Below are 12,746 nucleotides of genomic sequence, written 5' to 3' on the forward strand. Positions count from 1 at the left end.
CTTTCTATGAAAGCTATTCCTCTGATTAGAGTCGGTGTAATGCTGCCGGTTGTTGATTTTCTTGGCCAAATTGGCTCCCCTGTCGATCGCCTGCTAGAGCAAGTCAACATTCCCCCCACCGTCCTGGAACATCCAGACGATCTGCTGCCGCTTTACCAAGGCAGTGCCCTGCTAGAAACCGCCGCCGACCTGGAGGGGCTAGAGGCTCTCGGCTTTTTGATTGGTCGCCAGACCTCACTGCATCAGCTGGGCACCTTAGGCAGCATTTTGGACAACTCGCTGACGCTGTTTGATCTGCTGAGCACCATTGAGCAGGTTGTGGGCATGGCCAACTCCGGCGAGCATGTCAATCTCCGGTGGGTAGACGACTCGGTCTGGTGGCAATTTCGCTGCGATCGGCCCGCCCAAGCGAGCAACCTGCAAACCGCTCTCTATGACCTTGGTCTCTATCTCAAAATTTTGCGCCAGGTGCTGGGGCCAGACTGGCGACCCACCGAGCTGCACCTAGAAAGGCCACCCTGCCGATCGCTGCTGACCATGGACGACTTTGTCGGCACCACCATGCGCTTTCCCTGCCCCCACAACGCCATCAAAATCCCTCGGACTGCTCTGAGTTTGCCGTACAACCCCACCGCTACAGGCGATGGCTTCAGCCAGCATCCAGACTACGACAGGTTTCAGCAGACTGCCCCGTCCTCAGCCTGCTTCGACTCGTTGCATCAGTTCATTCAATCGCTGCTGCCCCACGGCTGCCCCGACATTACTTTGGTGGCGGCAGCCTCGGGGCTGAGCGTACGCAGTCTGCAACGACACCTAGCCGAGGCGGGGCTGACCTACTCTAAGCTGGTCGATCGGGTGCGGTTTAACCGGGCGGTAGCCCTATTGCAACAGCCCGATGTCAAGTTGCTTGAGGTTGCCACGGAGCTGGGCTATACCGACCCCGCCAACTTTGCTCGTGCCTTCAGGCGCTGGGCCGGGGTCTCGCCTCGTGAGTATCGACTCCTGCACGGCTCAAATGAATTTGTCTACTAGGCAACTTGGCAAGCCGCTATAGAAACCAAGGACTTGCTGAGGTATTTACCAAGATTTGTTAATCGAAGCCCAAAAATCCGGATTTTGTCTTGCTGCGTCAAGATTATAGGGCAATCCTATATGTAGCTATGACACTATAGCCATCCTTGTCTGAAATCGGGCACGGAGACACCCCTATTAGTCTCCTTTTTGAGGGAACCTTGATTGATGTCACTTTTCCCATCACTTAACGCAAAAAAGCCGTGAATAAATTGGGCTCTCTTTTGCTCTCGGTACCCAATGCAAAGCCCCCGACAGGGGCTTCAGTGAGTTGAGGGGGAGAGGCATTTGAGTAGTTGTCTACGCGCGCAACTAGCCGATCTGGCTTAACCCCGTGATTGTCCAACGCCGCGCTGAACAAATTTTGGAACTTTTTTTTAGCAGTCTGAGAGGGCGTTTGAAAAGTGATTTGCTGTAGTTTTAGTCACCTGCCGATCCCCCCTGCCCCCCTTAAAAAGGGGGGCAGGGGGGATCTCCACTTTTGCTACAAGAAATAGGACTTTTCAAACATCCTCTGAAAGGCTAAGCCATAACGCTAAGAAATCCATAAGCGATCAAAGCAGTCAAGTCTCCCTAGGGGGCTTGCTTACAACGCTAATCCTCTGTAGGGTCTATGTGACTTTTGGGTAGGGTCTGTCCCTATCAGCCGTCTAAGCGAGGATCGCTATGACTCAGCCCAGCAGCCTGCCGCCTAACCCCAACCAGGACAGGCAGCAGCGCCGGATTTTGCCCACCCTGCTTAGGGTGGGCGCAGGGCTGGGGGCCCTAGCCCTGGTGGGCAGCGTGGCGGCTCTGGTCTGGGGCGATGATCTAATTGACGATCGCCTCATTCCCTGGGTCGAGACCGCCCTAGAAGAAAGTCTTGATCGCCCCTTTGAGCTGGGCAATTTTGAACGGCTGACCTGGAATGGGGTGCGCCTAGGGCCATCAAGGTTGCCCCCTACCAACGCGGTGGCATCGGGGGCGACGGCAGAGGCGGTAGACGTCACCTTTAGCTGGCCCGACCTGTTGTTTAGCCGCAGCCTGCGCTACAGCCTGACGTTCATTGAACCGGATATTGAGCTGGTGCAGGCGGCCGATGGTCGCTGGGTTGACCTCACCCTGCCCGACCCCGAAGAAGACAAAACCAGCGGCCCAGTCGAGCTGGAGCTGGTAGAAGTACAGGTGCAGGACGGGCGCGCCTCTGTGTTTCGAGATTTGCCACGCGACCAGGCGGTGGTCGAAGCCGAGGCGATTTTAATTACCGACTTGAACGCCAGCGCCGAGTTTATCAGCCCCGCAGAGCAAGACCTCCAGGAGATTTTATTTGAGGTCAGTGGCCGCATTGATGATGGCGAGTTTGCGGTGGATGGGGAATGGCTGCTAGAGGAGAGGGCTTACAACCTGGCCCTGCGGTCTACCGATCTGCCCACCGCCGGGTTTAACCTTTTTCTGCCACCGTCGCTGGGCATTGTTGGCGGCACCCTAGACAGCAACCTGGTACTGGAGCTGCGATCGCAATCTGAAAGTTTCCTCACCGAGGCCCGAGGCACCGCCCGGCTGCGCGACGGCGAGGTGCTGGTGGCCCAGCTGCCGACCCCCATTACCGACATCGACACCACGCTGCAGTTTCGGGGTGAGCAGGTGGTCGTAGACGCCGCCCAGCTGCAGCTAGGCGAGATTCCCCTCACCGCAGCCGGTACGGTCGATCTAGAAGACGGCTATGACCTGGCTGTAGAGATCCCGGAGGTGGCGATCGCCACTGTGACTGACGTGCTAGAGGTCGATCTACCCATCGAAGCCGCTGGGGAGTTTGGTTTTGACGGCACCCTGACCGGCGATATTGACCAACCTCGCCTGGCGGGACAGCTGGAAAACCAGGGCCCGGTGCAGCTAGATGAAGTAACCCTCGAAACCCTGACCGCCAACTTTGTCGCTACCCAACAGCAGATCGACCTGCAAACGCTGCGGGCGGTGCCAGTCGAGGGGGGATTTGTCACCGGGGCGGGCCAGGTCGATTTGGCCTCCGAGGGCAGCCCTGCCTTTGAGTTTGACCTGCAGGCCGACCTGCCGGGGGATGCCCTAGCCACAAGGTACGGACTGTCGCTGCCCAACCAGGCCATCCTGGGCTCGGTTCTGGCCGAGGGCGAAATCCGGGGAACAGCTGAAAACCCTCTGGCGACGCTTCAGTTTCGGCTGCCCCAGGCCACCTATCCCGGCCGCGGTGAGCTGACCTACCGAGACAACACCCTGGTGGTTGACAACACCCAGTTTCAGGTCGAGCAGGGCACCCTCGATGCCACCGCCACTGTGCTGCTTGATCGCGGCACCTGGACGGCCCAGATCGATACCACTGATGTGCCGGTGAATCAGTTCACCGACCGAGTGCAGGGACTGCTGACCGCCGATCTGACCGCCTCTGGCAACCTAGACAATCTATCTTTGCAAGCCCTACAGGCCGGTGGCACCGCCCAAATCGCCGATGCTCAGCTCACCGTATCCCCCGGTTCCTCTTCGCTCCTAGAACCGGGAGACTGGACGACCGCCTTTCGCTGGGCGGGGAACGGTATTCAGGTCGAGCGGTTTGTGGCCCCTGGGGTGGTGGCCAGCGGGTTTGTGGCAACCAATCTGGGAGAGGCCACCCCCATTGGCCCCGTCGATTTGGATGTACAGGTGAACCGCTATCGCCTCAGCCGTCTAGCCCAGCTCGCGCCAGCTGCCATTCGCGATCGCTTTGACCCATCCGGGGTGATTAGCTTTGACGGGCAGATCACTGGCCCTTTGCGCAACCTGCGCCTGGTTGGCAATGCCCTAGTCAACGACCTGGCTCTAGATACCACTGCTTTTGAGTCTCAGCTGTCGGGGCCAGTGAATATTGCCCGCGCCGAGGGCGGCACGATCGCGCTACGGGGAGGCAGGGACCGTATTCTCGCCACGCTGGATGAGGATTTGCGACCCAGCCAATTTGATATTCGCCTGGGCGATGCCGTTGCGGTGGGCCGGGTGGTTGATCAGCAGCTCACCGCCACCGTTGAAAACGTCCCCCTTGATGCCTTGGGCATAGCCCCCGTCGCCAATCTTGGCCCCCTGGGCGGCACTCTCGATGGCACCATCACCGCTAACCTGAGCGATTTGAATAATCTCTCGATTCAGGGCACCGCCAGCATTCTTAATCCCGCCCTTGATACCCTGGTAGCCGAAAGTCTGGATGCACAGTTTACCTACGCTGATGGCCGTCTTGAGCTTGCCAATGCGGCCCTGGTCTTTGACGACAGCCGCTATTTGGTCACCGGGTGGCTGGATGATCTGGGCACCCCCACCCCCCAGTACTATGCTCAAATCGATATCGTCTCGGGCAATTTCCAAGACCTGCTGGCCACCCTCAACTGGGAAACCTTTGCCGACATTGGCCTGCCCCGCGAGGCCGCGACTGGGTTTGGGGCCGAGGTGCTCGACCTGAATGCCGCCAGTCTGCCAGCGGCTCCTTTTTTAGAGCAGCTAGAGGCCTTTGCCCTGTTTTTGGCCCGCTACGAACGGCAGACCGACGACACCGAGCTCGCCCTGCCCGCCCTGGCCGACCTGCGGGGCACCTTCAGCGGCACCGTCACCCTCCAAGGGGATGGGTTTTCGGCTGACGCCGTGGTGGCCGAGGCTGACATTCAGGGCCAAAACTGGACCTGGGGCAACCTGCTCACCTGCGACCCAGCAGCGGTGGTGGAGTCGAGCGCAGGGGAGTCGGGCGCAGCCAACGAATCGATCGCGTTTGGTGAACCCCTCGATACGGCTGGCGCTGAGCCGGGCGATCGCTGCAACCGCTTTACCCTGGCGGCCAGCTACGACCAGGGTAGCTTCGACATCAGCCCCCTACTGTTCGAGGCCGACGACACTCGGATCAGCTTTGTGGGCGACGGCAGCCCGCAGGATCTAAATGGCCAGCTAGAGATGAGCGGGGTGCCGGTCGAACTGGCGGAGCTGTTTGTCGATATTCCAGTAGAAGCCGACGGGAATCTGGCGCTGATGGCCACCCTGGGTGGCAGCCTGAGCACCCCCACAGTGGTCGGCGACCTAGCGGTGGTTGACCCTAGCCTGAACGAGCAGCCGCTGGAGTCGGTGGCCTTCGACTTTACCTACGACAACGCCCGCTTCCGCTTTGATGGGGCTGCCGTAGTGGCCGACCCCGCCGAGATCACCCTGCGTGGAGACATCCCCTACGCCCTGCCGTTTATGGCCGTTCAGCCCGATAGCGAAGTGATTAACGTGCAGGTAAATTTAGAAGACGAGGGCCTGGAGCTGCTTAACCTGGTCACCGACGAACGGCTGGGCTGGGCTGGGGGCCAGGGCCGCGTTAGCCTACAAATTGGGGGCACCCTGAACGCCCCAGCGGTGGTGGGTCAGGCCGAATTTCAGAATGGCACGCTAGTCAGTACAGCGCTATCAGAGCCGGTGACTGACCTGACCGGCAGGGTCAGGTTTAACCTCGACCAGGTACTGGTTGAGCAGCTACAGGCTAACTACGGTGGCGGCGAGATTGTGATCACGGGACGACTGCCCATTCAGGGAGCGACCACAGCCCTGGCAGCGACCAAACAGACCCCTGCACCCACCGATGGCCTGACGATCGCTATCAACCAGGTGGATATCGACTACGAAGGCTTTGTCGAAGCCGAACTGGATGGCATTCTCTTAGTAACGGGAGCCCTGCTCAACCCAGTGGTTGCCGGCACAGTGCAGGTAGGAGACGGCGTGGTTAGAGCCAACGACCTGCTCGGGCGGTTCGAGGCAGTACCGGCGGCTGATCTAGAGGTGCCTGAAGACGACGCAGAAGATCCTCTGGTAAAAGAGCCGCTGCCTGAGTACGTGGAGGAGTACCGGACTGAGATCGACGGGTTTGACCTACCAGAGGTGAATCAGACTGGGCTGAATGGCCCTTTGAGCCGGGTTAGGCTGAATGATTTGAACCTGATTTTGAGTAATGATCTGGCGATCGTGGGCCAGCCTTTCTACTACATCACCGCCTCGGGTGGTGTCGAGGTCAACGGTACGCTGACGGACCTGCGGCCCAGCGGGGTGCTAACCCTCGATCGCGGCTGGATCAATCTGTTCTCGACTCAGTTTCGCCTGGTGCGCGATGCCCAAAACACTGCCACATTTTTCCCCGAAGATGGGCTTGACCCATTTTTAGACGTGCAGATGCGGGCCAGGGTGCAAGATGCCGACGTCGCCCAAATCACTGAGGTAAACCCGTTTAACAGTGCTGAAATTACCGCACCCTCAGGCATTACCACCTTTGGAGAAGTGGAGTTTGTCTCGATTTTTGCTACCGCCTATGGCTATGTCAGCGACCTGCAAGATCGCGCCTCGCCGGGCCAGGCGGGTGAGCTGCTGGCGCTGACCAGCCGCCCTTCCCGTAGCCAGGAAGAACTGCTCGCCCTGCTGGGCAGTAGCGTGGTCACCAATGTCTATGGCGCATCGCTGACGCAGCTAGCCGGGTTTGTGGGGGCGGGGTCGATCGCAACCTTTGGCGATCGCATTGCCGATACGGTTGGCCTGCGATCGTTCAGCGTCTTTCCGACTACCGATACCGCCACCGATAGCACCGTGGGCATTGGTATTGGGGTAGAGGCCGCCTTTTCCCTGGGCGAAGACGCTAGCGTGGACGTGCTGGAAATTCTCAACAACAGTAAACCGCCCCAGGTTGGGTTGTCCTACCAGCTGAGCGACCAGATTCGGGCTCGAGGCACCACCAACTTTGCTGGAGATAACATCTTCTTAATCGAATATGAATCGCGGTTTTAACCGGTTACCGCGATCGTAGGTGATTCTAGATCTGTCTTGGATAACCCAGATTGAGCAGGGCAAACGGTGTTTGTCCCTAATAGGTGGCCATTATTTCTTAACGGGTAACAACATACCTAGAGAGCTTGCTGCAACAGGGATAGAGCATAGAAACCGCGCTGAAAATAGAGTTATTTATGGGGTTTGAGTGCTATTAGTTGGACCGCCCAGTCAACCCATACTTCCATGGCATGGATACACCCCCGACTGGCATCTCGCCTGACATTTATTTGATGGTGGGAATACGTCTGGTGACAATGTGCAATCTAAACCTGCCAGATACAGAATGAGCTGGTGTGAAATCGACAATTAAGACTTACGACGGCAGATGATTGGACCACTCAGATTGACACTGGCCATGGTGGTGGTACAGACTCACTTAGGCTCGGGGCACTACGGGGGACGGGTTGCTGTAATTGGTTTTTACCTGCTCTCCGGCTACCTGATGACCTTGCTGTGCTGTGGCCCATACTGTGGGCGGTTCCAGGCTTTTTGGACAAATCGATTAATTCGGGTATTCCCAACCTACTGGATTATTTACCTAGCCTCCGTGCTGTGGCTATGGCGATTTCCTGCCACGCCCTGGGGGGCTGAGGTTATGGGCAACTATGGCTGGTGGCAAATTCTCGGTATTGTGCCGGTGCATTTCCCCCAAGTCAATCCTTCTGCCTGGGCGCTATCTGTTGAACTCTTTTGGTGGCTTGCAATCAGCCTGGGCATAGCTGCAACGGCATGGCGGACAGGACTTTGGTTGATGGCCTCAACTATTTTTGTTGTGGTGTTCGGAGCGTGGCCGTTGAGTGATTGGTACACCACGATTTGGTTTGGTTCGTTTTGGTTTGCCTTGGGCGCGTTTGGCTACCATGCGGGGCTAAAGCTCCCCAGAGACGAAGGGTGGGCTATGCTCGCCGGAGCGATGAGCTATCCCTTGTTTCTGTGCCACATGCTAGTTGGGGCGATTGTCGGTCACTACCTCGAGATCGGGCGTGGCTGGCCTCTATTCTTTGCCGCATTACCCTTCACTCTAGCCTTGTCACTGGCTTTGGTGCTGTGGGTAGAGAGGCCGATTAATCGCTATCGCAAACAGTTCCGCGAATCTCAGGAGACCTAAACTACCTAACTGGATCGCACCTCTACCCCTGCGATCGCACCCACCAGGTGGGGCACCCTAGGCCCACAGCGGACAAAGCCATACCTGCGTAGATGTAGGAACCCAAAAACCCCCACAGGCACCGCTGGCCCGTGGGGGTTTTGTTTTGGCACTCTATAAAAAAGGCCCCAGCGCGATCGCCGGGGCTGAGGTGAAATTCTGCTGGGGCTATTGTGCCTGATATTTCTCCAGGGCAGCGATCGCTTTTCTGATGCCCGAGTAGGCTTGATTTAATAGCGCGCTTTGGACTTTGTCGGCGGGTTCAGTGTGCAGGATACGGTTGAGAATTTGCTCTAAGGTCTGAATGTCAGGGTTCATCTTGGATACCTCGCTGGCGTGGTTGCCGGCTTTAGGGTGGCGAATCTCGATAGGCACTAACCCACCGTCCATCCCTTATTTTTTTCTGCATTCAAGCGATCGTGCTGGGATAGTACAACTATGCCATCTAGTTCTTTCATCAGTGTTTCAGCAGTACCCGTGTCCCCATCATTTGCGGCATGAGTGTAGGCTTCTATTAAAAAGCGAAATTCGTTGTTTGTCATTTGCTATTCCCCTTAATGCTGCGTCACTTTGATTTCTCCATATACGAGTTAACACTCTTAGTTATTGAGGAGGCACAACCGAATGGTAGATTCCTCAGTAGTTTCTAACAACTTATACGCAACTAAAACATCTCAATCCAACAAGTTATACATGCCATCAAACAACTGCTGAATTGCAAAGTTCAGATCCATCGCTATTAATGTGAATCCTGGCGTGAGGGCATCAATAATCGTTCATTTTGGATACTCACTCTCTGAGGGTTGCGACTGAGCTCACTGTTGACGCCCCGAGTAGCCAGCGGCGGGGGCGTGTAGACCGATAAACCACTGCCCAACACCGCGACATGGTGTGCAGGCGCGGCGGGCGGTTCGGCAGGAATAAGCGGCCCAACGGCAATTTTGTCTTGCTCGGCTGGGCTGAGCAGTGTGGGCAATCCCTTACCCCGGGGCGTGCCGACGTGCCCAGGGCCGTCATCTTGCGGCCGATTTCGGTGTGGGACACTCCACAGATCTCGGCAAACTTGCGAATCGATAGTGGTTCACGTTCCACGTCGTTACACCTCGCTGTTACAGTTCAAAACTTCGGTAAATCGATGCTTTGGGCGGTTTGGTGGAACCAGTTGTTCCGGCTGCGGTCCACTGATAGCCACAGGAATAACACAAAAAAATGTCTTACTGACACAAATATGTGTGCTATTGATGGCATGTGCACCCTAAACCGTTGGAGCTTGTATCATGACGGGCATGAGTAAACGCATTCAGGTGACTCTGCCTGACCGATTGGCAGAAGAATTAGAGCAGTGGGCGGACGCAGACGGGCGTGCTGTTGCAAACCTTTGTGCATTCCTGTTAGAGCAAGCTGTGAGGCAGGCTAAACAATCTGGCGACTATCCTTCGGTGGAGGAAAACAAATGAGCACCGATCGCCTAGACCGCATTGAGGCGCTACTGGCCACCGTGGCGGAATCTAACGCTGCCAGCACTGATCGTCTAGACCGCATTGAGATGGGGCTAGAGCGTACCGAAGCCAACTTGGCTCGCACTGAGAAGATTGTTGAGTCAAATGCCCGCGCGATCGAGGCCTGGTCATCTCGCATGGAGGACGGTATAGCTGAGGCTGAGGAGGTCAGCAGCTCCATGGCGGCCAATACCAACCGGCGCATGGAAGAGACTATTATCGATACGGTGCAGATGATTGCCAACCTGGGGCAACAGCAACAGGAAACCGATCAGCGCTTTAACAACCTGCTGAAAGAGGCCAGAGCCGACCGGCAAGAGGCCAGGGCCGACCGCCAGCGAATTGATGAGGCGCTGGCTCCGGCCGATCGCGATCGCGCCCTCAACGAAAGTGAACACCGAGCTTTTCGCGAAACGTTTCAGACCCTCCTGGCAGAAGTTGCCCGACTATGGCAGCGGGTGGCCGGATGACCCAAAGCGGCGACAAAGCTAAACGCACTACGGTGGCGATCGGCTCGTTGTCGGTCGACGGTTTTCAGCTGTCCGATAGCTCCTATCGCATGAGCCAAGCTGGGGCCGCAAAGGCAATTAATGAGCCCCCAGTTTACGCATCACGTTTTCTGACCTCAAGGGACTCCAAAACTTCGCTCGGTCAGGCTTTTACAGATTACATCCCAGAGCAAATCGAAGTTGAGGCTTCCCTCGGCGATCGCGGTCAAACTCGAATCAATGCCCTTCTAGTGGAAGTGGTATCAGCCTATTGGCTGTATCGGACGTTCAAGGGCAACAAGGCAGCATTCACCCTGACCTGGGCGCTGCTGCAAGAATCTTTAGAACGCCGCTTTGATGCTGATTTTGATCTGGAGCATAGCGAGAGCGATCGCAATGTCCTGCTCACCCAACGGCTCCAGCAAACCGAGGCCGGCTTAGCTGCGTTAAGAGAAGCCCACGCAGAACTCGACGCACTGCGCGAACAGGGGAATTGGCTAGACCAGCAGCTCCTCGACGCCGGTCTAGAGCCCTGGCAACTACCGCCAATCGAGCGGTAACCACAGTCTTTTGTTGCACGTTAGGAGGCCGGTATAACCCCAAAACACCCATGAAGCTCAATTTTTAGCGTTTGCCTTGCCCGGTTTAGACACCTGTACTATGATCCGGCAATGATTGACGCCCTGCTGGGTTGACCCCCTGGCGATCGCGTTAGTCAGTATTAAGCGTCCTGACCAGACCTTAATAGGCAAAAAGAACCGGCAGCAAACGCCACCGGCTCTTTAAAAAGCGAAAACCCGAGAGGACCAGTCCCGAGTCGCGCTGAATACTTATGCGACTAATGGTAACACTGGCTTTCTCTCGGGGCAATACCCATTGCTCATTTTTTGAGAGAAAGCCCCCATGACCGCATCGCTAGGATGGGGCGAGGAGTCGCGTAGACCTCCCCGTTCCGAACCCCTCCCCGCTGACCCCACGGGCCAGCGGCTCTGTGAGATCTTTGGCCACTACCCCTGGAACTTCATCCGCGCCGACCTGCCGGATGACGCCACCGCCAAAGCCGCCTGGACGACCGTTACCACCTACCCCCTGCGGCCCCGCGTTCTCTGGAACCACTGGCAAGACGCCAACCAGCTGATCGGCGTCCGCTTCACCCACGACACCCGCTACGCCCTGCTCGACCTCGACGCCGGGGGCGACTACTGCACCGCCGACGGGGTGGCCCAGATCCGCGCCGCCTTAGAAACCATCGGCATTACCCGCACCCTGCTGATCCGCTCCAGCTGGAGTGGTGGCCTGCACCTCTACCTCCCCTTTGCTGAGCTGGTCAACACCTTCAACCTGGCCGTCACCCTCAAGGAATGCCTCCAAGCCCAGGGGTTTCGGCTCCAGGCGGGGCAGCTCGAAATCTTCCCCAACGTCAAAGCCTACGGCGTTCAAACCTTCATCGAATACATGGGCCACCGATTGCCCCTCCAGCCCGGCAGCGGCTCCTGCCTGCTTGACGATGCCCTCAACCCCATCAGCGGCAGCCTAGCTCGCTTCTTCTGGCTCTGGGATGGCGCGGCGAGCCACCAAGACATGGACACCCTGCGCCATGCGATGAAAATTGGCCGCGATAACCACCGCAAAAAGCCCAAACGCCGCAGTCACCCCGTCGACAGCTGGCGACAGGATATGGATCTCGAAATCACCGAAGGCTGGACCGCCTTCGGTCAAACCAACCACCTGCTCAAAACCATCGCCTGCTACGGCCGCGTCTTCGAGAGCCTCCAGGGCCAAGCCCTGATCGACTACACCCTGCGCATCGCCCTCACCCGCCCTGGCTACGAACAGTACTGCCGCCACCGGCACGCCATCGATCGCAAAGTCACCGCCTGGGCCAGAGCTGTGGAGGGTTATTACTGGCCCCTGGGTACCACTCCCAGCCGTGACACCAGCCAGCCTAAGAACAACCTGGTGCCCTTTAACCAGCAGCAGGCCGAAGATGCCCAGCACCGCATCTGTACTGCCTATACCGAGCTAGAGCAGGCCGGAGAGCTGCCTGAGCAGATTACGGCCAGGGCTAAGGCGATCGCCCTGTCAGCCAAAGTCAGCCATCAAACCCTCTACAAGCACCTCAGCCTCTGGCACCCTGAGCACCAACAGGGTGTAATAGCCCAGCTAGCAAGCCTTCTAGCCACTGAAGATGTGAGTTCTGAAGCAATACCAGAATTGCTAGAACCCCAAGAAATCAAGGAATTACACCCCTTAGAGAGATATATGAAGGGTGAGGCGCTTTGCGCCGATGATTTGGGGTCGGATACAAATTCTTTTACTCCGGAAAGGGGGGTGCGGGGGGATGAGTCTTCCTTTCCACAGGAAACAGAGCCTGCGCCCTACGACCCGGGCCTGCACGAGCAGATTCAACACCAGATCAGGAGCCTGGGGTGGTCTGGGGAGGTGATTCGCCAGTTCATTGCTGACCAGTTTGAGGGTAAGCGCTGGTCTAATCTGACGGACGATGAGCGGTTACTCCTGCTCTATCATCTGCGTGTACTTGATTCTCTCGATGCAGAAGAGCCTGCTGACATTGGAGCACCCCCAACAGCTCTCTCTTAGAGGGTGTTTGAAAAGTCCGATGGGGTCAAAAATCATGCCAATCGCCTGACCATGATCCGTATCATGGCAAGGTAGATGAGGGTTTCTGACGTTTCCGGTAGCCGTTCGTAGTCTCGCACCAAG

Annotated in this window: 9 protein-coding genes and 1 pseudogene; 7 read left to right on the plus strand and 3 right to left on the minus strand. The window is 57.3% G+C overall.

The annotated features are described in order from the left end of the window. The first annotated feature begins 6 nt into the window (after positions 1-6). The 3 genes from VB780_RS07515 to VB780_RS07525 all read left to right on the plus strand — a co-directional run bounded on the left by VB780_RS07515 (position 7) and on the right by VB780_RS07525 (position 7,996). A complete protein-coding gene (locus tag VB780_RS07515) occupies positions 7-1,032 on the plus strand; it encodes an AraC family transcriptional regulator ligand-binding domain-containing protein (protein ID WP_323350517.1) in 1,026 nt (341 codons plus the stop codon). A 705-nt stretch (positions 1,033-1,737) separates the two neighbouring features. Beyond that, positions 1,738-6,846, plus strand: coding sequence for a translocation/assembly module TamB domain-containing protein (locus VB780_RS07520; RefSeq protein WP_323350518.1), 5,109 nt, complete (start codon positions 1,738-1,740; stop codon positions 6,844-6,846). A 397-nt stretch (positions 6,847-7,243) separates the two neighbouring features. Continuing rightward, on the plus strand, positions 7,244-7,996 hold the full coding sequence (locus VB780_RS07525; protein ID WP_323350519.1) for a hypothetical protein: 753 nt from the start codon (positions 7,244-7,246) through the stop codon (positions 7,994-7,996). Between the two features lie 207 nt (positions 7,997-8,203). On the opposite strand, the gene VB780_RS07530 is transcribed toward VB780_RS07525, so the two are convergent. Then, a complete protein-coding gene (locus VB780_RS07530; RefSeq protein WP_323350520.1) occupies positions 8,204-8,353 on the minus strand; it encodes a hypothetical protein in 150 nt (49 codons plus the stop codon). Between the two features lie 56 nt (positions 8,354-8,409). Continuing rightward, positions 8,410-8,577, minus strand: a complete 168-nt coding sequence (locus VB780_RS07535; protein ID WP_323350522.1) for a hypothetical protein — start codon at positions 8,575-8,577, stop codon at positions 8,410-8,412. A gap of 744 nt (positions 8,578-9,321) precedes the next feature. Here VB780_RS07535 and VB780_RS07540 point away from each other — a divergent pair. From VB780_RS07540 to VB780_RS07555, 4 genes are all read left to right on the plus strand, one after another. Then, a complete protein-coding gene (locus VB780_RS07540) occupies positions 9,322-9,492 on the plus strand; it encodes a ribbon-helix-helix domain-containing protein (RefSeq protein ID WP_323350527.1) in 171 nt (56 codons plus the stop codon). Further along, the gene (locus VB780_RS07545) at positions 9,489-10,004 is read left to right on the plus strand and encodes a hypothetical protein (RefSeq protein WP_323350523.1); all 516 of its coding nucleotides are present in this window, start codon (positions 9,489-9,491) and stop codon (positions 10,002-10,004) included. Before VB780_RS07540 ends, VB780_RS07545 begins: the two co-directional genes overlap by 4 nt. Next, on the plus strand, positions 9,983-10,582 hold the full coding sequence (locus tag VB780_RS07550) for a hypothetical protein (RefSeq protein ID WP_323350524.1): 600 nt from the start codon (positions 9,983-9,985) through the stop codon (positions 10,580-10,582). The genes VB780_RS07545 and VB780_RS07550 overlap by 22 nt, the downstream gene beginning before the upstream one ends. Before the next feature lie 343 nt (positions 10,583-10,925). Continuing rightward, on the plus strand, positions 10,926-12,623 hold the full coding sequence (locus VB780_RS07555) for a hypothetical protein (protein WP_323350525.1): 1,698 nt from the start codon (positions 10,926-10,928) through the stop codon (positions 12,621-12,623). 38 nt (positions 12,624-12,661) lie between these two features. Here the strand turns inward: VB780_RS07555 and VB780_RS07560 are convergent. Further along, positions 12,662-12,746: pseudogene (locus tag VB780_RS07560) on the minus strand (IS5/IS1182 family transposase); the annotation flags it as partial.

It is taken from the genome of Leptolyngbya sp. CCNP1308 (genome assembly GCF_034932455.1).
Taxonomy (GTDB): Bacteria; Cyanobacteriota; Cyanobacteriia; order Phormidesmidales; family Phormidesmidaceae; genus Nodosilinea.

Excerpts from the sequence above, each read along its gene's own strand:
- VB780_RS07515 (WP_323350517.1), top strand. The coding sequence starts at position 7 with ATGAAAGCTATTCCTCTGATTAGAGTCGGTGTAATGCTGCCGGTTGTT.
- VB780_RS07520 (WP_323350518.1), top strand. The coding sequence starts at position 1,738 with ATGACTCAGCCCAGCAGCCTGCCGCCTAACCCCAACCAGGACAGGCAG.
- VB780_RS07525 (WP_323350519.1), top strand. The coding sequence starts at position 7,244 with ATGGTGGTGGTACAGACTCACTTAGGCTCGGGGCACTACGGGGGACGG.
- VB780_RS07530 (WP_323350520.1), bottom strand. The coding sequence starts at position 8,353 with ATGAACCCTGACATTCAGACCTTAGAGCAAATTCTCAACCGTATCCTG.
- VB780_RS07535 (WP_323350522.1), bottom strand. The coding sequence starts at position 8,577 with ATGACAAACAACGAATTTCGCTTTTTAATAGAAGCCTACACTCATGCC.
- VB780_RS07540 (WP_323350527.1), top strand. The coding sequence starts at position 9,322 with ATGAGTAAACGCATTCAGGTGACTCTGCCTGACCGATTGGCAGAAGAA.
- VB780_RS07545 (WP_323350523.1), top strand. The coding sequence starts at position 9,489 with ATGAGCACCGATCGCCTAGACCGCATTGAGGCGCTACTGGCCACCGTG.
- VB780_RS07550 (WP_323350524.1), top strand. The coding sequence starts at position 9,983 with ATGGCAGCGGGTGGCCGGATGACCCAAAGCGGCGACAAAGCTAAACGC.
- VB780_RS07555 (WP_323350525.1), top strand. The coding sequence starts at position 10,926 with ATGACCGCATCGCTAGGATGGGGCGAGGAGTCGCGTAGACCTCCCCGT.